General features: G+C 71.0%; 20 protein-coding genes and 2 pseudogenes. 7 read left to right on the top strand and 15 right to left on the bottom strand.

The annotated features are described in order from the left end of the window. Positions 1–37 precede the first annotated feature (37 nt). The 3 genes from ACZ7HT_RS05795 to ACZ7HT_RS05785 are packed head-to-tail and all read right to left on the bottom strand — an operon-like array spanning position 38 to position 4,277. Positions 38–2,428 carry a glycoside hydrolase family 65 protein gene (locus tag ACZ7HT_RS05795; RefSeq protein WP_184931877.1) on the bottom strand — a complete coding sequence of 797 codons (2,391 nt, stop codon included), beginning with the start codon at positions 2,426–2,428 and terminating at the stop codon, positions 38–40. After that, a complete protein-coding gene (locus ACZ7HT_RS05790) occupies positions 2,425–3,198 on the bottom strand; it encodes an HAD family hydrolase (protein WP_471160252.1) in 774 nt (257 codons plus the stop codon). The genes ACZ7HT_RS05795 and ACZ7HT_RS05790 overlap by 4 nt, the downstream gene beginning before the upstream one ends. Beyond that, a complete protein-coding gene (locus tag ACZ7HT_RS05785) occupies positions 3,198–4,277 on the bottom strand; it encodes an alcohol dehydrogenase catalytic domain-containing protein (RefSeq protein WP_467458099.1) in 1,080 nt (359 codons plus the stop codon). Before ACZ7HT_RS05785 ends, ACZ7HT_RS05790 begins: the two co-directional genes overlap by 1 nt. A 174-nt stretch (positions 4,278–4,451) precedes the next feature. On the opposite strand from ACZ7HT_RS05785, the gene ACZ7HT_RS05780 reads away from it, so the two are divergent. The 5 genes from ACZ7HT_RS05780 to ACZ7HT_RS05760 all read left to right on the top strand — a co-directional run bounded on the left by ACZ7HT_RS05780 (position 4,452) and on the right by ACZ7HT_RS05760 (position 8,380). Beyond that, positions 4,452–5,879: an MBL fold metallo-hydrolase RNA specificity domain-containing protein gene (locus ACZ7HT_RS05780; RefSeq protein ID WP_471160249.1), complete on the top strand. Its 1,428-nt coding sequence runs from the start codon at positions 4,452–4,454 to the stop codon at positions 5,877–5,879. Between the two features lie 91 nt (positions 5,880–5,970). Next, positions 5,971–6,441, top strand: coding sequence for a cyclic nucleotide-binding domain-containing protein (locus ACZ7HT_RS05775; protein ID WP_184931880.1), 471 nt, complete (start codon positions 5,971–5,973; stop codon positions 6,439–6,441). 12 nt (positions 6,442–6,453) lie between these two features. Beyond that, the gene (locus ACZ7HT_RS05770; protein ID WP_471160246.1) at positions 6,454–7,110 is read left to right on the top strand and encodes a CBS domain-containing protein; all 657 of its coding nucleotides are present in this window, start codon (positions 6,454–6,456) and stop codon (positions 7,108–7,110) included. Further along, positions 7,107–7,721, top strand: coding sequence for a CBS domain-containing protein (locus ACZ7HT_RS05765; RefSeq protein WP_184931882.1), 615 nt, complete (start codon positions 7,107–7,109; stop codon positions 7,719–7,721). The genes ACZ7HT_RS05770 and ACZ7HT_RS05765 overlap by 4 nt, the downstream gene beginning before the upstream one ends. Beyond that, positions 7,718–8,380 (top strand): DUF4389 domain-containing protein, encoded by a 663-nt coding sequence (locus tag ACZ7HT_RS05760; protein ID WP_184931883.1) that lies wholly within the window; start codon positions 7,718–7,720, stop codon positions 8,378–8,380. The genes ACZ7HT_RS05765 and ACZ7HT_RS05760 overlap by 4 nt, the downstream gene beginning before the upstream one ends. Here ACZ7HT_RS05760 and ACZ7HT_RS05755 read toward each other — a convergent pair. The 8 genes and pseudogenes from ACZ7HT_RS05755 to ACZ7HT_RS05720 all read right to left on the bottom strand — a co-directional run. Continuing rightward, a complete protein-coding gene (locus ACZ7HT_RS05755) occupies positions 8,350–11,049 on the bottom strand; it encodes a cation-translocating P-type ATPase (RefSeq protein WP_471160241.1) in 2,700 nt (899 codons plus the stop codon). The genes ACZ7HT_RS05760 and ACZ7HT_RS05755 overlap by 31 nt on opposite strands. Then, a complete protein-coding gene (locus ACZ7HT_RS05750; protein WP_467458095.1) occupies positions 11,042–11,635 on the bottom strand; it encodes an Rv1733c family protein in 594 nt (197 codons plus the stop codon). The genes ACZ7HT_RS05755 and ACZ7HT_RS05750 overlap by 8 nt, the downstream gene beginning before the upstream one ends. 48 nt (positions 11,636–11,683) lie before the next feature. Further along, the gene (locus ACZ7HT_RS05745; RefSeq protein ID WP_467458094.1) at positions 11,684–12,172 is read right to left on the bottom strand and encodes a flavodoxin domain-containing protein; all 489 of its coding nucleotides are present in this window, start codon (positions 12,170–12,172) and stop codon (positions 11,684–11,686) included. Beyond that, a complete protein-coding gene (locus ACZ7HT_RS05740; RefSeq protein WP_184931886.1) occupies positions 12,169–12,624 on the bottom strand; it encodes an Hsp20/alpha crystallin family protein in 456 nt (151 codons plus the stop codon). Before ACZ7HT_RS05740 ends, ACZ7HT_RS05745 begins: the two co-directional genes overlap by 4 nt. Positions 12,625–12,837: 213 nt before the next feature. After that, a complete protein-coding gene (locus tag ACZ7HT_RS05735) occupies positions 12,838–13,251 on the bottom strand; it encodes a CBS domain-containing protein (RefSeq protein WP_132916206.1) in 414 nt (137 codons plus the stop codon). Between the two features lie 240 nt (positions 13,252–13,491). Continuing rightward, complete coding sequence (gene ppsA, locus ACZ7HT_RS05730; RefSeq protein ID WP_471160237.1) at positions 13,492–15,894, bottom strand: phosphoenolpyruvate synthase; 2,403 nt, start codon at positions 15,892–15,894, stop codon at positions 13,492–13,494. A 129-nt stretch (positions 15,895–16,023) separates the two neighbouring features. Beyond that, positions 16,024–17,034, bottom strand: a complete 1,011-nt coding sequence (locus ACZ7HT_RS05725; protein WP_471160234.1) for a universal stress protein — start codon at positions 17,032–17,034, stop codon at positions 16,024–16,026. Further along, positions 17,031–17,834, bottom strand: a pseudogene (locus tag ACZ7HT_RS05720) (universal stress protein); the annotation flags it as partial. The pseudogene ACZ7HT_RS05720 and the gene ACZ7HT_RS05725, both read right to left, overlap by 4 nt. Before the next feature lie 325 nt (positions 17,835–18,159). On the opposite strand from ACZ7HT_RS05720, the gene ACZ7HT_RS05715 reads away from it, so the two are divergent. Then, on the top strand, positions 18,160–19,017 hold the full coding sequence (locus ACZ7HT_RS05715; protein WP_184931890.1) for a universal stress protein: 858 nt from the start codon (positions 18,160–18,162) through the stop codon (positions 19,015–19,017). Positions 19,018–19,187: 170 nt separating this feature from the next. Here ACZ7HT_RS05715 and ACZ7HT_RS05710 read toward each other — a convergent pair whose 3' ends face one another. The 3 genes from ACZ7HT_RS05710 to ACZ7HT_RS05700 all read right to left on the bottom strand — a co-directional run bounded on the left by ACZ7HT_RS05710 (position 19,188) and on the right by ACZ7HT_RS05700 (position 21,625). Continuing rightward, complete coding sequence (locus ACZ7HT_RS05710; protein WP_471160230.1) at positions 19,188–19,913, bottom strand: hypothetical protein; 726 nt, start codon at positions 19,911–19,913, stop codon at positions 19,188–19,190. Positions 19,914–19,994: 81 nt separating this feature from the next. Continuing rightward, positions 19,995–20,726, bottom strand: coding sequence for a helix-turn-helix domain-containing protein (locus ACZ7HT_RS05705; protein ID WP_184931891.1), 732 nt, complete (start codon positions 20,724–20,726; stop codon positions 19,995–19,997). Further along, positions 20,726–21,625: a universal stress protein gene (locus ACZ7HT_RS05700; RefSeq protein ID WP_184931892.1), complete on the bottom strand. Its 900-nt coding sequence runs from the start codon at positions 21,623–21,625 to the stop codon at positions 20,726–20,728. Before ACZ7HT_RS05700 ends, ACZ7HT_RS05705 begins: the two co-directional genes overlap by 1 nt. A gap of 388 nt (positions 21,626–22,013) precedes the next feature. Between ACZ7HT_RS05700 and ACZ7HT_RS05695 the strand changes: the two genes are divergently transcribed. After that, entirely contained in the window at positions 22,014–22,613 is a 600-nt protein-coding gene (locus ACZ7HT_RS05695; RefSeq protein ID WP_184931893.1) for a CBS domain-containing protein, read from the top strand. A 25-nt stretch (positions 22,614–22,638) separates the two neighbouring features. Here ACZ7HT_RS05695 and ACZ7HT_RS05690 read toward each other — a convergent pair. Then, positions 22,639–22,818 (bottom strand): annotated as a pseudogene (locus tag ACZ7HT_RS05690) (DUF1918 domain-containing protein); the annotation flags it as partial. Positions 22,819–22,918: the final 100 nt, after the last annotated feature.

The following is a 22,918-nucleotide window of genomic DNA, read 5'->3' as shown; positions in this document are numbered from 1 at the left end:
AGAGCCACTTCTCACAGACGGAACCAACGCTCACTTCTCACAGACGGAACCAACGCTCCTGTCCGGGTGCGACGGTGACCCTCCGGTCGCCGGGGAGGACGACTGCGAGCGGACCCTCGGGCGAGGCGGGTACCCGGATGGCAAGCCGACCGGGAAGTATCCGCAGGCGCACCCCTCGATGACGGCCGACGCACAGGGTGAAGGTGAACCGGGGGATCTCCGCCAGCGGCACCGGAGCGACCCGAAGCCCCTCCGGTCCCGTTTCGAGGCCCGTGATCCCGCGTTCGACGAGGTCGACCGTGCCGGCCATCGCGCCGAGATGGATGCCCTCGCCGGTCGTGCCGCCCTGAACGTCGGCCGCGTCGGCGAGCAGGGCCTCCTCGCAGTATCGCCAGGCATCAGCGCCCATCTGCCGGGCCAGCACCCAACCGTGGACGAGGCTGCTGAGCGTGGAGCCGTGGCTGGTGCGCCGCAGGTAGTACGAGACGGTCGCACGCCACACCTCGTCGTCCAGCGCGTACCCGAGCCGGCCGAACAGGCCGTACAGCTCCTCGGACCGGAAGAGGTAGCCGAGCATGAGGGTGTCCGCCTGCTTCGACGCCTGGTAACGATTGACCGTGTCGCCCTCGGCCTCCAGGATCCGGTCGAGGCGGCGAATGTCGCCGTACCTTGCCCGGTACGCCTCCCAGTCGAGCTCCGCCAGCTCCCCAAAGCCGTCGAACTGACTCACTACACCCTGGTGGAACGGCACGTACAGCCGGCGGGAGACGTCCTCCCAGCGAGCCAGTTCCCCGTCGTCCAAAGGCAGTTGCTCCGAGAGTTCCGAGCGACGGGTCTCGGGCAGTTCGCCGAGCAGGTCGAGGCCACGGGCGAGCACCCAGGCGGCGGTCGCATTGGTATAGGCGTTGTCGTCGATGCCCGCAGTCGTGGCATCGGGATAGGTGTCGTGGAACTCGTCCGGGCCTACGACGCCCCGGATGCGGTAGCGACCGAGCTCGGGGTCGAACCTGGCGGCCCCGGCCCAGTAGCGGGCGACCTCGAGGAGGATCTCGGCCCCGGCGGAGTGGAGGAATCCGCGGTCTCCGGTGGCCTGCGCGTACCGCCAGACGTTGTACGCGACGGCGGAGCCCACATGGCGTTGGAGCCGTGAGTGGTCGACCAGCCAGCGTCCCGAACGCGGGTTGAGGTGCAGAGTCTGGGTCTCCTCCCGGCCCGAACTCGCGCTCTGCCATGGATACATCGCCCCCTGCTGACCAGCGAGGCGGGCGGCCGAGCGGGCGGCCGGCAATCGACGGTGCCGGTACATGAGCAGCGCCCGGGCCACCTCGGGGAAGTGCAGGTCGAGGTAGGGCAGGACGAAGAGCTCGTCCCAGAAGACGTGCCCCCGGTACGCCTCTCCGTGCAGCCCTCGCGCGGGCACGCCCACGTCGAGGCCCGCCGTGTTCGGGGAGAGCGTCTGCAGCAGGTGGAACACGTGCAGCCGCAGGATACGGCCCGCCTCACCGGGCACGTGCAACTCGCCCTGCTCCCAGACACGCTGCCACGCGGCCTTGTGGGTCGATACCAGCCGGGGGAAGGCCGGAGCACGAGCGATCGCGTCGACGGCTGTCGAGAGCGGGTCGGCGGCGGGCCGGTCCGTCGAGGTGTGCAGTGCCAGGGTCTTGACGACCATGGCCGAGCGGCGGGAGGCGATGGGCAGCTGATACGTCTGCACGGTGCCAGCCGGCGTGGCCGCCTCCCGAGCGCGCCGTACGGGATGGGTGACCGTGCGCACGGCCATAGCGACTCTCATGCCGGGGTCGACGGTACGGCAGGAGAGCCAGGCGACACCCTCGGGCTGGAATCCGGCCCGGTGATCTATGAGGTGACGCCCTTCAAGGTGCCGATAACGCTCCACTCCGGCGTTCGTGACCGCGCCATCGAGAACGGACTGCACCTCGACGGAACCGCTCCAGCCGTAGGCCCGGAACAAGGTGCTCTGCGCCGCCAACCCGGAGTCCCCCATGTGCACGACGCGGACATGGCTGACGCGCAGGCCCCGCCCCCGGGCGTCCTCGAAGAACAGACGCCGGGTGAGCACACCCGCGCGCAGGTCGAGACGGACATCGAAATGACGCAGCTCCCCGGCGTCGGGGGTCAGCCAGTCGCCGGCCGGACCGTCGTCCGGCAGGCAGCGATAGCGCAGAAGCGTCCAGTTCGGAAGATTGACGAGGTCCTCGTTCTCGACCCGCTCCCCCGCGACGACCGAGGCGACCCGGTCGTAGCAGCCAGCCAGATAAGTGCCCGGGTAGTGCGGGCCTCCGGCGGTGCACTCGGGAGCGGAGCCCCGAGTGGCGAACCGGCCGTTGCCGAGGGAGCAGAGTGCTTCCACGAGCGGCTCGCGTTCCGGGTCGTAACGGTCGTAGCCCCACGTCCAACCGGTGGTCATCCGCGCTCACCCCACACGCTCCGGACCAGCGTCGTGAGGTCGGGAACCACCAGGTCGGCCCCCTGCTCTCGCAGGAGGTGGGCAGTGCGCCGCAGCGGGGTGCGGTCGACTCCGACGACGAGCCCGAAGCCGCCACGACGAGCTGCCTCGACTCCAGCGAGCGCGTCCTCGACGACCGCGGTCTCCCGCGGGCGGCTTCCGAGGAGGACCGCCGCTCGCAGGAAGAGCGCGGGATCCGGCTTGCCGGCAAGGCCGAGCCGGGCGGCGCCCTCGCCGTCCACGATCACCGCGAGGAGACCGGCGAGCCCCGCGGCACGGATCAGTGCCCGGGCGTGTTTGGAGGCGGACACCGCGGCGCACGGGACTCCCGCCGTGTGCAGGGCCGCGAGAGCAGGCCGGGCGTCGGCGAAAGCCGTGACGCCTTCCGTACGAAGCAGATCGACGAACGCCTGCTCCTTGTGTGCCGCGACGCCCCAGACCGTGCCGCAGCCCGGCGCGTCGTGCGGCTCTCCCGCCGGGAGGTGGAGACCACGGGCGGTGAGGAAGGCCGCGGCACCGTCGTACCGGGACCTGCCGTCGACGAGCCGACGGTACTCGGCATCCGCGTCGAAGGGCGGCTGTGTCTCGATGCCGGGCGCCAGTCGGTCGAGGCAGGCGTCGAACGCGACTTTCCACGCCGCCGCGTGCACGACGGCGGAGTCGAGCAGAACGCCGTCGGTGTCGAGGACGACACCGTTCGGCGGCCCGGAACCCGGGCCTGGGCCGTTCATCAGGCCGCCGGCGCGTCGGGGAGGCTCACGACCGTGTGTCGCGGGCCGCCCAGCGCGACCTTGATGGCGCCGGTCTCGGCCGCGCGGCCGAAAACCTCGTACGCCTCCTCCATCTCCCCCAGCTCGAACCGGTGGGTGATCAGCTCCGCCGACGGCAGCCGCCCTGCGGCCATCATGCGCAGCAGCATGGGCGTGGACGAGGTGTCCACCAGCCCGGTGGTGATGGTGACGTCCCTGATCCACAGGTCTTCGAGGTGGAGGGCCGCTGGCTTGCCGTGCACACCGATGTTGGCGACCCGGCCACCGGGCCGGACCATCCGCGTGCACATCTCGAACGCCTCCGGGACACCGACGGCCTCCATCACGACATCGGCACCGAGGCCCTCGGTCAGATCCGCGACCAGCTGTTCGGGATCCTCTCCCGCGTTCACGATGGCGTCCGCGCCAAGGGCACGGGCGGCGGCCAGCCGCGACTCGGCCAGGTCGACGGCGACGATCCGGCCCGGACTGTAGAAGCCGGCGGTGGCGATGGCGGCGAGACCGATGGGGCCCGCTCCGACGACGACCACCGTGTCGGCGGGGTGCACGGCACCGTTCAGGACCCCGACCTCGTAGGACGTGGGGAAGATGTCGGCGAGGAGGACGGCGTCGGAGCCGTCGATCGAGTCCGGCAGCGGATGGACGGACAGATCGGCGAAGGGCACACGGACGTATTCGGCCTGTGTCCCGTCGATGGTGTGGCCGAGGATCCAGCCACCTCCGCCACGGCACTGTCCGTAGCGGCTCTCACGGCAGAAGCGGCACCTGCCGCAGGCGGAGATGCAGGAGATCAAAACGCGGTCACCGGGCCGTACCGTGCGGACGTCGCCGCCGGTCTCGACCACGGTGCCCACCGCCTCGTGTCCGAGGACCCGGCCGGGCGTCACCTCCTGCACGTCCCCCTTGAGGATGTGCAGGTCCGTGCCGCAGATGGTGACGACGTCGACCCGGACGATCGCATCGGCGGGGTCCTCGATGCCTGGATCGGGTGCGTCCTGCCAGGCGATCCGGCCCGGCCCCTGGAAGACGAGTGCCTTCATGGCGCCCACCTGCTTCCTGTCGCGCGTCGCTGCGGTCCTCGCCTACCAGGCTCCGCGGAGCCCTTCGCCGGCACATGAGCCGGTCGGCCCCCGAAAAGGGCCCGCTCGGACCTCCGGACCGGGCCGGTCCGGATGCGAAGGTGGAGGCTGGTCCACTCCGAAGGAGGGCTGGCCATGTCCGAGGCAGCCCCGAACGCCGCTCCCACCGCTCTGCGGCCCGCACTGCTCAGTTTCCTGGGCGGTGTGGGGACGGTTACCGGAAGCAAGTTCCTGGTCGAGAGCGACCATGCGCGGATCCTCCTCGACTGCGGTCTCTTCCAGGGTTTCGCGACCTTGCGGCGCCGCAACTGGGAACGGTTCGCCCGTGACGCCGCGGACGTCGACGCCGTGGTCGTCACCCATGCCCACCTGGACCACTGCGGTTATCTGCCGCGTCTGGTCCGGCAGGGCTTCCGGGGACCGATCCTCACCAGCGCCCACACGGCCCGGCTCGCCGGGATCGTGCTGCGTGACAGCGCCCGCCTCCAGATGGAGGCGGCCCGGCACGCCGACGAGCACGGCTGGTCCAAGCACCGCCCGGCCAAGCCGCTGTACGACGACTCCGACGTCGAGAAGACGCTGGCGTTCTTCGACCCGGTCCCGGTCGGCGAGGACGTGGAGATCATGTCCGGCACCCGGCTGACGCTTCACCACGGCGGGCACATCCTGGGATCCGCATGGGCCCACCTGACGCTGGAGGACGGCCACACCCTGGCCGTCTCCGGAGACCTGGGGCGGCCCGGACACCCACTGCTGCTGCCGCCCGAGCCGTTCTCCGGCGCCGACGTATTGCTGATGGAGTCCACGTACGGCGACCGTCGCCACGACCAGGAGTCCGCCCGGTCGGAGTTCGCCGCCGTGATCGCGCGGACCACCGCCAGGAACGGCACCGTTGTCATCCCCGCCTTCGCGATCGACCGTACCGAGGTCGTCCTCCACGAACTGACCCTGCTGCGTGAGACGGGCGTCTTGCCCCGGTCGGTGCCCGTGTACGTGGACAGCCCCATGGCCCTCGCCGCACTCGACGTCTACCGGGACGCGGTACGCGAGCGTTCCCCCGAGTTGCGGCCGGAGATCCTCGCCGAGGGGGGTGCCGCGCTGAGCCCGGAGCCGTTCCTCGCCGCGCGTACCGTCCAGGAGTCCATAGAGATCAACGAGGTCCACGGGCCGGCCGTCATCGTCTCCTCGGCCGGCATGGCGACTGGCGGCCGCGTCCTGCACCACCTGCACCGGCTGCTCCCGGACCCGCGCAACGCGGTCGTCGTGGTCGGCTTCGCCGCGGCCGGCACCCGGGCGCGGGACCTCGTGGACGGTGCCCGGACGCTCAAGATGTTCGGCGAGTACGTGCCCGTACGGGCCGAGGTTGCCGACGTACCCCATTTCTCGGCGCACGCCGACGCCGGACAGATCATCGACTGGCTGCGCGCCGCCCCTCCCCCGCACACCACCTACCTCGTCCACGGCGAACCGGCCGCTTCCGAGGCGCTGCGCGACCGCATCGACCACGAACTGGGCTGGACGGCCGTCGTGCCCCGCTCCGGGGAGGCCGTCCTGGTCCGCTGACGGGGGCCCTTTGGCCCCGGGTGGGACCTGCGCGGCCCTCCCGGACGGCACCCGACCCAGGCGAGCCTGTGGGAAAGGGCTGGAGGACCTCATGACCACCACGAGGACGCTGCTGAACGAACTCGCTCCCGAGGCGCGTGACCGGCTACTGGAGCACGCTCGCACGGTGCAATTCCCCGCCGGGACGCGTATCTTCCGCGAGCGGCAGCACGCAGACCGCTTCTGGATCATCGAGACCGGCCGGGTCGAGCTCGACATGCACGTCCCCGGGCGCCGCAACGCCGTCGTGGACACCCTCGCGTCCGGCGCGCTCCTCGGCTGCTCCTGGATCATGCCCCCGCACATCTGGCACCTCGGCGCCACGGCGACGACCGAGGTCCACGCCCTCGAGTTCGACGCCCAGGCCGTCAGGGAGCTGTGCACGGAGGACGCGGCCGTCGGCGAGGCGGTCTTCGCGTGCGTCGCCGCGGCGATGGCGCGTCGGCTCCTGTCCGCCCGCGACCGCCTGCTGGACGACCTCATGCCGCGTATCGGCGCGGAACCCCTGGCCTACGCCCGATGAGGAGACAGAGTCATGGCCACCCAGCCGTTCGCCGTCGCCGACGTGATGACCAAGAAGGTGGTCGCCGTCCAGCCCGGTGCGGAGTTCAAGGAGATCGTCGCCGCCATGGAGCGGTGGAAGGTGACCGCCGTGCCGGTCGTCGAGGGCGAGGGCCGCGTCGTCGGGGTGGTCTCCGAGGCCGACCTGCTCCTCAAGGAGGAGCTCCACGACCACCGCCTGGGTCTCGTGGAACAGATGCGGCGCCTCGACGCCACGGCCAAGGCGGGGTCTCACCGGGCCGAGGACCTGATGACCTCGCCCGCTGTCACCGTCGCTCTCGGTGCGTCCCTGCCCCAGGCCGCCCGCCTCATGGCTGCCCATCGCGTGAAACGGCTACCGGTCGTCGACGCGAGCGGCGTCACCCAGGGGATCGTGAGCCGGTCCGACCTCCTCAAGGTCTTCCTCCGCCCGGACGAGGACCTCGCCACCGAAGTGCGCCAGGACGTCGTCGAGCACCTGTTCCCCCTCTCTCATCGTCGGGTCGAGGTCCGTGTCGACGCCGGAGTCGTGACACTGTCCGGCGAGGTCCGCGACAGCGCGCTCATCCCGCTCGCAGCCCGCCTGGCCCGCGCCGTCGAAGGCATCGTGGACGTACGGTGCGAACTCACAGCAGAGGGTGACAGGCGATGAGGCACCGCAGCGTTGCGAATCTGATGACACCCACGGCGGTCAGCGTCGTACCGGGCACGACGTTCAAGGAGATCGCACGACTCCTGGACGAGTTCGACATCACCGCGGTGTGCGTGGTGGACGAGTCGAACCGGCCTCTGGGCGTTGTCTCGGAGGCGGACCTGGTACGCCGCCGTGCCGCCGGGGCCCGGCTCGACACCGCGGGCGCGCTCATGTCGAGCCCCGCCATCGTCGCCCGACCTGAGTGGAGCGTGGTGCGGGCCGCCCGCGTGATGGACCGGGCGGGGGTGAAGCGCCTGCCCGTGGTCGACGACGAAGGGCAGCTCGTGGGCATCCTCAGCCGCAGCGACCTCGTCCAGCTGTTCCTGCGCAGGGACCGGGCGATCCAGGAGGAGATCGTCGAGGACGTGGTCACCCACACCTTGGGGCTGAGCCCGTCCGCCCTGTCGGTCGAGGTGGTGGACGGCCGGGTCACGCTCAGCGGCACGGTACGGCGCCGAAGCCTCGTGCCGGTGATTCTCAGGCTCTGCAACAGCGTCGACGGTGTCGTGGGGGTCATCGATCGGCTCACGTACGAAGACGACGACCTGCCGAAGGAGGGACGATCATGAACACCCCGAGCACCACCCCGCATGCTCCTGTGGTGGTGACGGCCGAACTCGACAGCCGGCTGTCCCGTTGGCTGTGGCTGGTCAAATGGATCCTGGTGATCCCCCACTGGATCGTGCTGTTCTTCCTCTGGATCGCCTTCCTCGTCGTGACGGTGATCGCGTTCTTCGCCATCCTCTTCACAGAGCGCTTCCCGCGGGGCCTGTTCGACTTCAACCTCGGTGTGCTCCGCTGGTCATGGCGAGTGTCGTACTACTCGTACGGCGCCCTCGGCACCGACCGCTACCCGCCCTTCAGCCTGGGCCCCGAGCCCGGCTACCCCGCTCGGCTCGACATCGTCTATCCGGAGCGGCTCTCCCGCTCGCAGGTGCTGGTCAAGTGGTGGCTGCTCGCCATCCCCCACTACCTGGTGATCGCCTTCTTCACCGGCGGGATGGAGGTCCACTGGTGGAGCGGCGGCCTGATCACGCTGCTCACGCTTATCGCAGGCTTCGCCGTGGCCTTCACCGACCGGTATCCGCGCGACCTGTTCGCCCTGATCGTCGGCCTGAACCGCTGGGTCCTGCGCGTCGCCGCCTACGCGAGCCTCATGACGGACGCCTATCCGCCGTTCCGTCTCGACCAGGGTGGTTACGAGCCGGTCGTGGGTGCCGCGCGCTGACGGCGCCGCCTGGCGCGCCGCAGCTCGTCCGTGCCCCACACCAGGACCGGGAACGTCGCGATGAGCAGAACGACGTCCAGGGGTAGGGCGGCCGTGCCGAAGAGGTGCTGGAGCGGGGGCGCGTAGACGAGGGCGGCGGTGAACGCGAGTTCGAAGGCGATACCTGCGAGCAGCAGCGGATTCGAGAACACCCCGATGTCGCGGAGTGCCGCGTGGTCGGTGCGGGCCGCGAAGGCCGTACCGACCTGGCAGGTGACGATGCCGGCGAAGGTGGCCGTGGTGGCTGTCACGTAGGCGTGGTGCAGGGGGCTGCCCGTACCCGTGGGATCGCCCGGCTGCCAGCCCGCGCGCCAGAGCACGTAGAAGAAGCCGGCCATGACGAGGGCGGCCGACACCAGGCCCAGGTAGCCCCAGCTGCGGACGAGCATGTCGCGGGAGATCACGCCCTGGTGCCGTGGTCGGGGCGGCCGCTGCATGATGCCGGGCTCGGAGCGTTCCCGGCCGAGGGCGAGGGCGGGCAGGGTCTCGGTGCCGAGGTCGATGGCGAGGATCTGCAGGACGGTGAGGGGAAGCGGGACGGCGCCGGCGGAGAGCGCGAAGACGAGGAAGGGCACGATCTCCGGGGTGGCGTGGGCGAAGATGTAGACGATGAACTTGCGGACGTTGTCGTAGACGCGGCGCCCGGATTCGACGGCGGTCACGATGGTGGCGAAGTCGTCGTCGGTGAGGACCATGGTGGCAGCCTCGCGGGCCACGTCGGTGCCGGAGCGTCCCATGGCCACCCCGATGTGAGCGCGGTGCAGCGCGGGGGCGTCGTTGACCCCGTCACCCGTCATGGCGACGATCCGGCCGTGGGCCCGCAGGGTGTCCGCCACCTTGAGTTTCGTCTCGGGCGAGGAGCGGGCGAAGACGATCTCAGCGTCGCCTTCCACGAGGAGTCGGTCGAGCTCGTCGTCGCGCAGCGACTCGGAAGCCGCGACCACCTGCAGGCTGGGCACTCCGATGCCCACCTCCCGGGCGACCGCCGCGGCGGTGGCTCCGCTGTCCCCCGTCACGATGTGCACGCGCATCCCGGCCTCGTGGCAGCGGCGGACGGCTTCCGCCACCTCGGGGCGCGGTGGGTCGTACAGCCCGACCAGACCGAGCAGTGTCAGTCCCGATTCGGCGTACTGGCGGTGCGACGGCGGCTCCGCTCCCGACGGCAGGTCGCGTGCGGCGACGGCGAGGACCCGCATGCCGCCCTTGGCCAGCTCCTCGGCCGCCGAGCGGGCCGCCTCCGTGGCGGAACCGGGAAGGACGCGGGCCAGGATCGCTTCAGGCGCTCCCTTGGCAACGATCCGCAGGCGACCCGTCGCCTCGTCGTCCTGTACGACCGACATCAGCCGCAGTCGCGGATCGAAGCGGAACAGTCCGCGCCGTTCCGCGTCGCGCCGGGAGAGATCCACAGGGGCCCCGTGGTCGGCGGCCCCGGTGACGAGGGCGGCCTCCGTCGGATCACCGTGCAGCTCGCCCTCCTCCTCGCGGGTGACGGTGGTGCACAGCGCGCTCGCCCGCACCAGCTCCTGCGCCCAGGGGCCGGGGTCCGCTCCGTGGCCCGCGGTCCAGAGAGCTCTCAGACGCATGCGGTTGCGGGTCAGCGTGCCGGTCTTGTCGGTGCAGATGACGTTTGTGGAGCCGAGCGTCTCCACCGCGCTGAGTCGTTTCACCAGCGCGCCTTCGCGGGCCAGCGCGCGGACGCCGACCGCGAGGGCCAGCGTGATGGTCGGAAGCAGTCCCTCGGGGACGTTGGCGACGAGGAGTCCGATGGCGAACATGAGGGAGTCGGTCACCGGCAGTCCGACGGCCACCCCCAGGACGAGGAACACGGCCCCCATGCCGGTGGCGACACCGGCGATGAGCCAGGCGACCTTCTTGACCTGTCGTTCCAACGGGCTCGCCTCGCGCCGGGTCCGTTGGCTGAGGGCGGCGATCCGGCCGATCTCGGTGTGGTTGCCGGTGGCGAACACGGTGGCCCGGGCCTGTCCCTCGACGCAGGTCGTCCCGCTGAAGACGAGGTTCGGCTCCTCCAGCAAAGGGGCGCCGAGGAGCCCTGCCGCGGCCATGCGTTCGGCGGGGACGGACTCCCCGGTGAGCATCGACAGATCGACTTCCACTCCGCCTTCGGTGACGCGCGCGTCGGCGGGGACCTTGTCGCCCTCTTCCAGGAGGATCACGTCGCCCGGCACCAGGTCGCGGGCCTCCACGGTGAGGGGCCGGCCGTCGCGTACGGCGAGGGCGTGCTCGGGCAGATAGCGTGCGAGGGTCTCCACCGCGCGCTCGGCCTGGCGTTCCTGCAGCAGGGCGAAGGCCGCGTTGACGGCGATGACTGCCAGGATCGCCCAGCCGAGCACTCCGAGGTCTGCGACGAAGGCCAGTGCGGCTGCGGCCCAGAGCAGCAGTGCGAGGGGGTGGACCAGCTGTCCGGTCAGCTCCCGCGCGAAAGAGGAGCGGGCCTTGCGTCGTACCTCGTTGGGCCCGTGGACGGCGAGTCGGCGGGCGGCCTCGCGGGCGGACAGTCCGTCCGGCCCGGTGGCGAGTTCCCGGCGCAGCCTGGGCAGGGGCTCGCTGGGGTCGAAGGGCAGCGCCTCGCTGGGCGTGGCCGCCCGGCCCGTGGCGGCGCGGTCAGTCATCGTCGGTCCCCGGCGCCTTCCCCCGGCGGAGCCGACCGGACCACACGGGTTCGACCTCTTCCCACTCCTGTTCCCAGACCGCGAGCCGGCGGGCTTCGGTCCGCCGTCGTACAAGGGCGAGAACGCCGGCCCCGATCGCTCCGACGGAGGCCGTGGCAACGCTGCCGCCCGAAAGTGAGGTCAGCGCGCGGTCAGCGGCGCTGCCCGGGGGGCGCGCGGGGGTGCCGGTGTCGTCCACCCAGATCGTCACCGTGCGACCCTGGGGCGTGCGGGGAGGGACGTGGATGGTGCCGGACCGACGGACGTGCTCGGGCTGTTCCCAGACCGCAGGTGCGAGCGCCCGCGGTGTCGATCCGTACCGGGTGGCGACGGGCGGGTCCTTGGCCGTCCCGGTGGTGGTTGCCTGCACCTGGTGGCGGTGGGCGGCGAGTTCACGGTCGGCCTTGGCGCCGGCGCTCCAAAGGCTCGCGGTGGCCACGGCGCCGCAGATCAAGGAGATCGTCAGGACGAGGATCAGTGCGGCGCGCCCGCGAGGTCCCAGCCCGGACGCCGGGGGTCGCGGTTCCGACCGCTTGCGGTGGTCCATGTCGCACCTCTGGGTGGAGTGGCCTCCAGGACGGGCCGACGAGACCGGTCAGCGTGTGGTGCCGAGTTCGGTCCCGATGTGGTGGTCCCAGTCCTGGATCCGTTCCGGGTTGCGGAAGTCTCCGCCCTTGCCGTGGCGGACCAGGGACCGGCTGATGCGGCCGGGCGTCTCGGCGGTCACAGCGCCCCCGAAGGTCATGTGCTCCCGGGCGCCGAGTTTCTTCATCCGGCGGGCCACGCCGGGTACCGGCGGGATGTCGTGCTGCTCGGCGGAGCTGTCGATGGGCCCGCTGCTGAAGAGCCAGACGGGCCGATGGCGGAGCTGCTCGGCGTTGCGCCGGGCGCACCGTCGCGCCTTGCCGTTCCAGTGCCCGGCGTAGAGGGCTCCGTCGTAGCCGCTGACGTCGGAGACGACGTCGGCCGGCAGGACGACGGCCTCGAAGCCGTCGGCCTGGAGCGTCCGGCCGATCTCGTCGGCGATCCCCCTGGTCGCGCCGTGCTTGCTGCCGTAGGCGACCAGGACTCGCTTGGGGTTCACGACGTGGCTCCTCCGGGCGGGGTACCGCCTCGCTTCACCGGGATGGTGCGTGCGGCGCCGGTCTTCTCCTCGGGCATCGGAACGCGGATGGTGAGGATGCCGTCCTCGTACGACGCCTCGACGTCGTCGACCGGGATCGTGGCCGGGAGACGCACGGTCCTGCGGAACGATCCGTAGCGGAACTCCGAGTGCTCCTTGTCCTCCTCGCTCTCGCTGTGCTCCGCGCTCACCGTGATCAGGTTGTCATCGACGGTGATGGTGAAATCGTCGGGGTCCATTCCGGGCAGTTCGGCCCGCAGCACGTACCCGCCGGCGCCGCTGGACACTTCTACCGGGATGGAGTGCGCAGCCGTCGCGGGGCGCCATCCGGGCAGCCCCGGAAACTCACGGTTGAACCAGGTGTCGAAGTCTGGGAACAGGCTGTGACTGCGTTCCACCTTGCCTCCGGCCATTGTTCTGCTCCTCGTTTCGGGGCCCAGGACGGTCGCCGAGGACCCGAGTCGGTGCGGACGGGCGGTGGACCGGATTACGGGGGCCGGTCCGCCTCCGTAACCCCATCGTCCGCCCGTGAGGTCATGTGGCGCAGCGTCCAAGAGGGCTGTCCGACGGGGCCGAACGGGCCGCACCTGGACCGATAGGCCCATGGCACCACGGCTCTGGTGCTGTCAGCGGCAGATCTCTTCGACGAACTGGCCGACCCGTTCCTCCGGCAGGTGCTTCGCCAGGTCTGCCTCGCTGATCATGCCGACCAGGCGGTGGTCGTCGATCACGGGTACGCGGCGGATGCGGTGCTCCTGCATGGTGCGGAGCACCTTCTCGCTGTCGGCGTCCGCGTCGACCGTGACCGGCTTGCCCTGGGCGAGGAGTCCGGCCGTCATGTGGTGGGGATCCTTGCCCTTGGCGAGGCACTTCACCACGATGTCCCGGTCGGTGATGATGCCGTGGAGCCGGTTGTCCGGCCCGCAGATGGGCAGTGCGCCGACGTCGAGTTCGCTCATGCGGCGTGCCGCGTCCATCAGGGTCTCGTTCTCCTGCACGCAGCTCGCGCCGGCGTGCATCATCTCCCTTGCGGTCGTCATGGCCGCGTCCTCCTTTCAGGCCCCCTGCTCGCGATCCGGCCGCTTCACCGTCGGTTCAGAGGAATAGCGTCGACACGCTGACGGTGTGCACCGGGCGCTTGGGACGCCCGCTCGCCCCCTCTGCGGGCGGCTGGTGATTCCTGGGGCGCCCACGCCGCGTGTCCGCGGCCACCTGTCGACCGAGTTCGACCGACGGCCCGTTGTCCCGGGTGCCTCGGTTCCGTGTCTTCCTGGGCACGGTCACTCCTTCCTTCGACCAGCGCCGTCTCCGAGCGCCGCCTCCGCGCGCGCCACGTGCCGTTTGACAGCAGCGAAGCTGTCCGGTGCCACGGAGATGGAGTCGAGACCCGCGTCGACCAGGATCGCGGTGAAAGCCGGATCGTCGCTGGGCCGCTGCCCGCACAGTCCGACAGGGCGGCCGGCCGCATGGGCGCGGGCAGCGAGGGTCTGGATACTCCGGACGACGGCGGGGTCACGCTCATCGAAGACGTGGGTGAGAGCCTCCGAGTCGCGGTCGACGCCGAGGGTGAGCTGGGTGAGGTCGTTGCTGCCGATCGAGAACCCGTCGAAGCGTTCCGCGAAGTCCTGAGCGAGGATGATGTTTGCCGGTATTTCGGCCATGACGTAGACGCGCAAGCCGTTCTCACCCCGTACGAGTCCCCCCTCCGCCATCACCGCGAGCACCCGGTCCGCCTCGCCGAGGGTCCGGCAGAACGGGATCATGACGACCACGTTCGTCAGCCCCATCCCTTCACGGACCCGGCGCAGCGCACGGCATTCGAGGGCGAACCCCTCACGGTAGCCGTCGCTGTAGTACCGGCTCGCGCCGCGCCAGCCGATCATGGGGTTGGCCTCGTCGGGTTCGAAGGGCCGGCCGCCGAGGAGCTTGGCGTACTCGTTGGTCTTGAAGTCGCTGGTCCGTACGACGACGGGTGCGGGCCAGCGGGAGGCTGCGATCCGAGCGATGCCATGGGCAAGGTGCTCGACGAAGTACTGCCCGCGGTCGAGGTACCCCTCCGTGAGCCGGTCGATCACATGTCGGTCCTGTGGATCGAGTCGCTCCGGGTGCAGCAGAGCCATCGGGTGGACCTTCACCTGGTGAGCGACGATGAACTCGAGGCGCGCGAGGCCCACTCCGTCGGCGGGGAGCCGCCACCAGCGGAACGCGGCCGACGGGTCAGCCAGGTTGAGCATCACCCGGGTGTGCGTGGCGGGCAGCTCCGCGAGGTCGGTCAGGATCTCCTCGTACGCCAGCAGGCCCTCGTGAACCCGTCCGCGCTCGCCCTCGGCACACGAGACGGTCACCTGCCTGCCGTCCTGCAGAATCTGGGTGCCGTTGCCGGTTCCGACGACAGCGGGGACGCCGAGTTCGCGGCTGACGATGGCCGCGTGCGAGGTGCGTCCGCCATGGTCGGTGACGATCGCCGAAGCCCTCTTCATGACCGGTTCCCAGTCGGGGTCGGTGACGCGGGTGACGAGAACCCCGCCCTGCGGGAAGCGGTCGAGGTCGACGGGGGCGTCGAGGGCGACGACGGGACCCTGGCCGATCGCCTCGCCCACCGCGATGCCCTCCACCAGAGGTTCACCGGGAACGACGGTCAGCCGGCAGCGTCGCAGGGTCGTGGACCGCCGGCGAGACTGCACGGTCTCAGGGCGCGCCTGCACGATCCAGAGCTCGCCGGTGAGGCCGTCCTTGGCCCATTCGAGATCCATCGGGCAGCCGTAGTGCTCTTCGACGGCCGCCGCCCACGCGGCGAGCTCGCGGATCTCCGCATCGGCGAGGACGCGTTGGTTCCGCTCGGCGTCGGGGGTGTCGAGGGTGCGGGTCATTCCCGTGTCCGCGTACACGGTCTTGAGTCGCTTGCTGCCGATCCGCACATCGATCACGGGGTTTAGGGCGGGGTCCTTCATGCTGGGCTTGAACACCGTGTACTCGTCGGGATCGACCTGGCCGCTGACGACGGTCTCGCCCAGACCCCAGGCGGCGCTCACCACGATCACCTCGGTGAAGCCGCTCTCCGGGTCGAGGGTGAAGGCGACCCCGGCCCCGGCGAGGTCGGAGCGGACCATGAGCTGGACGCCGACGGAGAGGGCGACGGCCATGTGGTCGAAGCCCATCCGCTCGCGGTAGTCGATCGCTCGGTCGGTGAACAGGGACGCGTAGCAGCGCCTGCACGCCTCCAGGAGCGCATCGGTCCCACGGACGTTCAGGTATGTCTCCTGCTGCCCGGCGAAGCTCGCCTCGGGCAGGTCCTCGGCCGTCGCGCTGCTGCGTACGGCCACTTCGGGCGTCTCCCGGCCACTCTCCTCGGCAAGCCGCTCGTACGCGGTCAGGATGGCGTCCCGCAGCGGCGCGGGCAGTGGCTGTGCAAGGAAGAACGAACGGATGGCCGCCCCGACCTCGTCGAGCGGGGCCCCTTGGTGCAGACGGCCGATCTGCTCCTCGACGGAGTCGCGCAGTCCGTGGCCCGCGAGAAGTTCCTCGTACGCCTCGGCGGTGGTGGCGAAGCCCGGTGGTACGCGTATGCCGGCGGCGCCGAGCCGGTTGGTCATCTCTCCCAGTGAGGCGTTCTTGCCTCCCACCCGGCCGACGTCCGAGCGGTCCAGCTCGGTGAACGGTACGACGCGACGCGTCGGTGCCATGACATCCTCCGTGGCTCTCGGGCGCCCCTCAGTACGGGAGCGGTCTGCCGGACGGTGTCCGCAGATCGAGGGGGCTCGGCCTGCGGGGCTCTCGGGGCCGGGGGCTGATCCGGATGCGCTGCATGGTGCTCACCTCTCCGGGGAACCGGCGGACGGACCGAGGTCGTCCTCTCGACCCACCGTCCCGCGAGGAAGCCGTAGCGGCCCAGTGCCGAGCGGGTCAACGGGCCGGGGCCGGTCGGTCGTACGGAAACGGGGCCGGTCGGCCCATGCCGGGTCGCCCGGCCGCTCTCCGCGCTGCGGAAAGGGGACGGTGATCACCGGGCACATGACGCGGTGCAGCAGGCCGTGGACCGTCGACCCCAGCCGCATGCCGGAGTACCCGCCACGACCTCTTCGGCCGACGATCAGGGCGAGGGACTCCTGGGACGCCAGGGCGAGTTGCTCGACCGGGTGTCCCCGAGGGACCTCTTGGAAGACGGCGACGTCCGGGTACTTCTCCGCCCACCCCGCCACCGACTCGGCCAGCAGCCGACGGCGCTCGGCCAGACCCTCGTCCGCATCGTCATGAGCGAGGAGGGAAGGGGGCCAGACCCAGACGGCGCGCAGTCGTGCCTCGCGGAGGCTCGCCTCCGCGGCGGCGAAGGCGACCGCGGCCTGTGACGACGGGCTACCGTCCACGCCGACGACGAGGGTCGGTGGGTGCACGGCGGTGTGCTCGGGTACGCGGACCACCACGACGGGGCAGGCGGCGCGCGCGGTGAGCGGGACGACCACGGAGCTCTCGCTGAACACCTCGGCCGCCCTGCCGAGACGGCGCGAGCCGACGACGACGAGTGCGGCGTGCGCCGCCAGATCGCGGAGTACGGTCGCCGGCACACCGTTCACGCGTTCCGTCGCGATCCGCAGACCAGCGTGGAGTTCCCGTACGAGGTCCTCCGCATTGGCGATCGCGGACTCCGCGCGGAGGCGCAGGGCGCTCTGGTGGGCGAGCGCGTCGTACCGGAGCCCGTTGTGGGCGGGCGGTACGGCGACGACCAGGCGGAGCGTCAGTCCTCGCCGTACGGCCTCGGCGGCGGCCCACACGAGAGCGGGGATCGACTGCTCCCGGGGGTCGATTCCGAGCAGTATCTCGTTCACAGCTCCTCAACCCGTGTGGCAAAGGTGGGTGGGACGATCTCCACCGGAGCGTGGGCGTGGTGGAGCAGGACGTGAGCGACGCGCCCCAGGGACGGGCCTGCGCCCAGAACTCGGTGTTCTCTGCCCATCACGAGCAGATCGGTGTGGGCGGTCGCCTCGACCAGGGTCCCGGGCGTACTCGTCCCCGTCTCGACGTGATGGCTGACGTTGAGCCCGGGATAGAAGTCACGTACGCGGTCGGCGAGCGCCTTGATCTCGTGCGCGCGCTGCCGCGCGATCTCGTCGAGGTCGTCCAGCATGGTCGCGACGCTGCCCACGTGGGTGAGCACGTTCCAGACGCTCACCAGTCGCAACACCGCTTTGCGGGCGTCGGCCTCGGCAGCCGCGACGAGTAGCCAGCCGACGTCCGAGGCGCCGTGCACGGCTGCCGTCACCGAGCCCGACTCGGGGCGGTCGCCGTCACCACGGACGACGATCACGGGCGTCTCGGCGCGGGCCGCCACCCCCAGACCCACGGAGCCGAGCATGAGGGTCGAGAAACCGCCGAGCCCCCGATTGCCCACCACGATCGTGCCCCTGTGGCCGGCGGCCGCCCGGAGACCGGCGACGGGCTCCTGGCGGCTCAATTCCTTCGTGACGGCAAGGTCCGGAAAGCGCTCGTGGACCGTGCTCTCGGTCTCGATCAGCAAATTTCGACCCGCTTCGCGTACTGCCTGGATCGTCTCGGCATTGGCGAAGAGGGCCCGACGGTCGGAGTCGGCGGCGTGGACGAGGTGCAGGGTCCGACCGCGTCGGTGCGCCTCGGCTGCGGCCTAGAGCACGGCCGTGCGCGCGGAGGGGGACCCGTCGACTCCCACGACGACGTTGCCGAGCTCCGGTCGAGCGGGGATCTCGCTTGTCATGGTTCCACCTCCGTACGCCCTCCGTTCGGGAGCACGTCCCAAGGGGCGACACCTCCCACGCTGACACCGTGGCCGGCCTCCCGGGGATGGGCCGTTCGGCCCCGATCGAGACCTGCCCGGCCCTGCTGCCGGGAGGCACGGGACCGCCAGCCTGAATTTCGGGACGTCCTCTCCGATCCGGGCCACGCTTGGGACGGAGCGGTCACGACTGAGGAGGCACGCCATGACGGCCCAGGTCACCGTCGGTCTCGACGGCTCGAAGGAAAGCCTCGCCGCCGTGGGGTGGGCGGCGACGGCAGCCGTGTTCCGCGAAGTGCCACTCCGGCTGGTGCACGTGGAGGAGTGGCCGAACACCCCTGAGGTGACCCTGTCGTACGCCCGAACCTTGGCCGATCGGGCCGAGAGTCTCCTGCGGGACGAGGCGGACCGCGTGCGGAAGGAACATCCCGGCCTCGAGATGCTCACGAAGCGGGCGCGTGGCCGGGCGGCCGAGGAACTGACGGCCGCCGCGAACGAGGCGGATCTGACCGTGCTCGGATCGCGTGGGCTCGGTGGCGTCCGGGGCTTCATCGTCGGCTCGGTCTCCCTTGCCGTCGTCGGCTCGGCGCGCCGGCCTGTCGTTCTTGTGCGCGCGGAGGGCGCCTCAGTGGCTCCCGAAGGCGGGATCGTGGTGGGCGTCGACATCTACCATCCGTGCGAAGCCCTGCTCGCGTTCTCTTTCAATGAAGCCGCCCGCAGGGGCATGCCGCTGCGGTTCCTGCACAGCTGGACGCTTCCCGCGTCGTACGGCTACGCGGCCGTCATGGACCCGGGGATCAGCGAGGAGCTGGGCGGCCACCTCCTCGGGGGTCTGGAGGACCTGGTGGAACCGTGGCGGAAGCGGTACGCGGGTGTGGACGTGGCGGCCACGGCGGTGGTGGGCTCGCCTGCCTACCAGCTGGTCGAGGCGTCGCAGACCGCGCAACTCGTCATCGTGGGACGACGGAGCCGGAAGGTGCCCCTCGGCGCGCATCTCGGCCACGTCGCCCACGCGGTCATCCACCACAGCCCCGCTCCGGTCGCCGTCGTCCCCTTGTTGTGAAGACAGAGGCGACTCCTGCCGCACGCGTCCGCTTCGGCGTCGGCAGAGCAAGTCGATGCGGTGGTAGCCGCGAAACAGCCCTTGCCTTGCCCGGCGTCGCAGCCCTTCTACACGGCAATGACAGCGATGACCAGGGCGGCGATGACGACGCCACGGATGGACCGCTCGGTCTATGCGGACCGCAACGCATGCACCCGGGCGCGGAAGACGCGCCAGCGTCGCTCGTTGTCGTGCACCAGGATCGCCGATTCCGCCATCAGATCCGCCGCCCGGTCGAGCAGTTCCGAAGCCGAATAGAGGTAGGCAGGGGCCGTCCGCTCGCCCCGCAGGTCGGCCCGCAGCGCCGCCGGAGCGAAGTCGACGCGGGCCAGCAGGTCAAGGGCGCGTCGCAGCAGCCGCGCGATCAGTGTCTGCAGACCCGCCGACTGCCAGTCGTCGGCAATGATCCGGTGCCGCTCCCCGAGCAGGTCGGCCAGCGCGGGATAGGCAGCCAGGCCCCCCGCCATCTCCCACGCCTGTTCCATCGCCTCGGCCAGCCAGACGCCCGTCTGCTCCAGGTCGTCCGCCAGCAGCCCGACCTCACGCTTCAACCTCTGCAGTTCTGCCGGCTCGCCCTCCCCCTCCATGAAGAGGATCCCCGACTCCGCAACGAGCCCGGGAGCATTCAGGTCCTCCGTTCCGGCGAGCGCGATCTCCGACGCATGCTCACCCACGCCGATCACGCTCCACCGGTCGGCCAGCGCCTTCAGCGCACGAGACCGCGCCTGCAGGTCGCCGGCCTGCCGCAACGGCGCCTGTGCGTAGTACTTCTCATGCTCGCGATGGAACCGCGCGAGATTGTCGATCAACTGCAGCAGCGAGTCAGGTGGGCTGACCTGCGCCTCGTCCTCAGCCATGTCGGCAGTGTGCACCAGGTCTGATGCCTACGGGCCGCCGGGCGCGCCCGGCGGCCCAGTGGATTCGAGCCTGCCTGGCGCTCAGAGATCGCTGACGGGACGGCCCTTGATCGGCTGCCCCAGGGGCGTGCCGGGCGCACCCGGCACACGGATACGGCGGCCGGTCACCCGGCGCGGCGAGAGTGTCACCACGGTGTCCCGCCCGTTCCCGGCCCACGGCTCCGAGTGGACGGCGTCCCTGATCCTCCGTACTGAGGTCGCGTCCGACACCGTTCGTGCCGGACCGACGAGGAGCACGCTCCACCCCTGGCTGAAGGCTTCGTCCAGGCGATCCTCCTCGAAGGCGACTTCCGCACCGGACGCCGCGGTGCGCGCGAGGGACGAGTCCGCTGCGGTCATGAAGACGATCTGCCCGTCGACGACCTGGTAGTTCACGGGGATCACCATGAGCCCGTCCCGTCCTTCGACGGCGATCCTGCCGACGCCATGGTCGTCGAGCAGCTCCCAGCACTCGGCCTCGTCGATCTCCTCCATCCGTGGCCGATACCCGGCGCGGCCTCCGCCCGGCGCGAGGTCTGCCGTGGATCCAGTGAGGTCTTGGACGGTGGTCTCCAGCGCGTTCGCGAGGCGGACCAGGAATTCGATCCCCGGAGTGGGCACCCGCCCCTCCAGGTAGGCGATGTAGCCGGGCGTGGTGCCGGCCCGGTCTGCCACGTCCTCCCGGGACAGGCCAAGTTGTGCCCGCTTGGCCGCGACGCGGCGGCCGAGGTCGCTCGTGGCGTGCGGGGCGTGCCGGTCATCGGCTGTGTTCATCACGGCTCTCCTTCCGTACTCTCGGGATGCCGCTGGGGTACGACGGCGACCGGACACGTGGCGTGGTGCAGGGCTCGGTGGGCGACCCTGCCGAGCTCCAGACCGACGAGCCCGTCCCGGCGCCGGGCCCCGACGACCAGCAGGTCGGCGGCGGCGGAGCGCTCGGTCAGCACCCTGTGGGCGGGGCCCTCGAGTATGGCCCTGCGCAGGCGCACCCGGGGATGTTCGGTCACCGCGGCCTCCAGGGCCTTGTCGAGCAGTTCGGAGGACTGTTCAGCAAGGTGGATCGCGCGGTTGCCGCTCAACAGCGGGTGGTCGATCGGTTCGTGGGCCGGCCGTCGCCAGGTGCGGACGACGTCCAGCTCCGCGTCCCGGGCTGCAGCCTCACGGAAGGCGAAACGCACGGCGGGCGAGTCCACGTCGTGCTCTCCGACGCCGAGCAGCACGCGTCCATGGCGCGCCTCCAGGGCGTGCCGATCCCCTCTTACGACGACGACCGGGCAGTGAGCCCGGGCGGCCACAATGAGGCCGACGGAGCCGAGCAGAAGGTCGGCGAACTCGCCGCGCCCGCGGGATCCGACGACGAGGATCGCTCCCTCCTGCCCTTCCCTGAGCAGCGCGGTGGACGCGTCCTCGGCCAGGACAGCCGTGGCGAGAGGGAGATCGGGTGCGCGGCGCCGGGCGCGTTCGGCCGCGATGCCGACAATGTTCTCGGCGAGGATCTGGCCCGACGGCCGGTCCGTGGCCCAGGTAGGCACGACTCCCTCGTACCGCTCCCAGAGCGAGGCATGGACGATCCGCAGCGGAAGCCCGTACCGTACCGCTTCGTCGACTGCCCAGTCCAGCGCTGTGAGGCTGGGGTCGGACCCGTCGACTCCTACCACCAGGGGCGATTCCATCGCGCCCACCGCCTTTCCAGGTCGCGGGGTGGCCTGCTGCCACGCTCGCACCGGGCTGGAGGAGCCGGGTAGGGCCGGTCGGCCCCAGACTCGGCCCGCCCAGACCACTTCCCGCCCAGACCACTTGGAGAGGCGACGCGGTGACACGACAGGAGGAGGGGCCCATCCGCTTCTCGCGGATCCTGATCGCGCGGTGCACGGCTCGAACGCCGCTTCCCCGCGTCCCTGGGGCGGGCCCCTCCTCACTTTCAGGAAAGCACCGGTCGACCGGCCGGGCCAGGGCCGGCCGGGTCACGCCGTGCCCCTTTCGGCCCTTGTCACCCGCCGCCCAGCGGCGACACCCTCGCAGGAACAGGATTCGGGGGCGCAGAAGTACCGGAGGCCGGTCATGAAGCACCCACGCACCGTCGACGACGTGATGACCCACGCGATGGTCTCCGCCAGGCTCGACGCACCGGTCAAAGAAATCGTCCAGTCCATGCGGCGCTGGGGTGTGAGCGCGGTTCCCGTGCTGTCGGCCGAGGGGAGGGTGGTCGGCGTGGTGTCCGAGGCGGACGTACTCGGCAAGGTTCCGGGAGAGGACGGCGACGGGGCGGGTCCGGTGACGGCGGGCAGTCTGATGTCGGCGCCGGCCGTCACCGTGCCGCGCGGCGCCACAATGGCGGGGGCGGCGCGGCTGATGGGGCGTGGGCGTCTCAAGCGGCTCCCCGTGGTGGACGAGGAAGGCCGCCCGGTCGGTGTCGTCAGCAGGGGCGACCTGCTCAAGGTCTACCTACGCTCCGACGCCGAGCTCGCCGAGGACGTGAGGCACGAACTCCTCACGCACCTGATCGCTGAAGGCGACGCCGCACTCACCGTACGGGTCACGGACGGGGTGGTGACGCTGGCCGGACGCCTGCCACCATCCGTATCCCCGGATCTGGCCCTGCGGCTCACCCGGGCGGTGCCCGGCGTGGTGGACGCGGCGGCGGAGTTCACGACCGCGTAGCGGCCTTCGTGTCATGCGGCGGAAAGTGCTGGACCCGCGCGTCCGGGCCCGGGAACACCAGGGTGACCCTGCCCGTGTCCGACCAGCGGACGTCGAAGGGGGGAGTGCCGTCCGCGTGGTGGAGCCCGACGATCTCACCGTCACGTCCCTCGTCCCCGACCGTGGAACCGCCCACGATCAGACGGTCGCCGACGCGAGCCCACAACCCTGCGCGGGGCGTCTCCCGGCCTTGCCGTGTTTCAGTCGCAGTCATGGTCCTCGCCTCCCGGCCCGAGCGACCGGCCACGGCCCTCCCGGGACCGGTG

The sequence above is a fragment of the Streptomyces sp. NPDC037410 genome, from assembly GCF_055602235.1.
This window is presented reverse-complemented; position numbering and strand designations above follow the sequence as displayed.

Bases quoted from the DNA above. Each gene is read 5' to 3' on its own strand.
- ACZ7HT_RS05795 (WP_184931877.1), bottom strand. From the start codon at position 2,428: ATGACCACCGGTTGGACGTGGGGCTACGACCGTTACGACCCGGAACGC.
- ACZ7HT_RS05790 (WP_471160252.1), bottom strand. From the start codon at position 3,198: ATGAACGGCCCAGGCCCGGGTTCCGGGCCGCCGAACGGTGTCGTCCTC.
- ACZ7HT_RS05785 (WP_467458099.1), bottom strand. From the start codon at position 4,277: ATGAAGGCACTCGTCTTCCAGGGGCCGGGCCGGATCGCCTGGCAGGAC.
- ACZ7HT_RS05780 (WP_471160249.1), top strand. From the start codon at position 4,452: ATGTCCGAGGCAGCCCCGAACGCCGCTCCCACCGCTCTGCGGCCCGCA.
- ACZ7HT_RS05775 (WP_184931880.1), top strand. From the start codon at position 5,971: ATGACCACCACGAGGACGCTGCTGAACGAACTCGCTCCCGAGGCGCGT.
- ACZ7HT_RS05770 (WP_471160246.1), top strand. From the start codon at position 6,454: ATGGCCACCCAGCCGTTCGCCGTCGCCGACGTGATGACCAAGAAGGTG.
- ACZ7HT_RS05765 (WP_184931882.1), top strand. From the start codon at position 7,107: ATGAGGCACCGCAGCGTTGCGAATCTGATGACACCCACGGCGGTCAGC.
- ACZ7HT_RS05760 (WP_184931883.1), top strand. From the start codon at position 7,718: ATGAACACCCCGAGCACCACCCCGCATGCTCCTGTGGTGGTGACGGCC.
- ACZ7HT_RS05755 (WP_471160241.1), bottom strand. From the start codon at position 11,049: ATGACTGACCGCGCCGCCACGGGCCGGGCGGCCACGCCCAGCGAGGCG.
- ACZ7HT_RS05750 (WP_467458095.1), bottom strand. From the start codon at position 11,635: ATGGACCACCGCAAGCGGTCGGAACCGCGACCCCCGGCGTCCGGGCTG.
- ACZ7HT_RS05740 (WP_184931886.1), bottom strand. From the start codon at position 12,624: ATGGCCGGAGGCAAGGTGGAACGCAGTCACAGCCTGTTCCCAGACTTC.
- ACZ7HT_RS05735 (WP_132916206.1), bottom strand. From the start codon at position 13,251: ATGACGACCGCAAGGGAGATGATGCACGCCGGCGCGAGCTGCGTGCAG.
- ppsA (WP_471160237.1), bottom strand. From the start codon at position 15,894: ATGGCACCGACGCGTCGCGTCGTACCGTTCACCGAGCTGGACCGCTCG.
- ACZ7HT_RS05715 (WP_184931890.1), top strand. From the start codon at position 18,160: ATGACGGCCCAGGTCACCGTCGGTCTCGACGGCTCGAAGGAAAGCCTC.
- ACZ7HT_RS05710 (WP_471160230.1), bottom strand. From the start codon at position 19,913: ATGGCTGAGGACGAGGCGCAGGTCAGCCCACCTGACTCGCTGCTGCAG.
- ACZ7HT_RS05705 (WP_184931891.1), bottom strand. From the start codon at position 20,726: ATGAACACAGCCGATGACCGGCACGCCCCGCACGCCACGAGCGACCTC.
- ACZ7HT_RS05700 (WP_184931892.1), bottom strand. From the start codon at position 21,625: ATGGAATCGCCCCTGGTGGTAGGAGTCGACGGGTCCGACCCCAGCCTC.
- ACZ7HT_RS05695 (WP_184931893.1), top strand. From the start codon at position 22,014: ATGAAGCACCCACGCACCGTCGACGACGTGATGACCCACGCGATGGTC.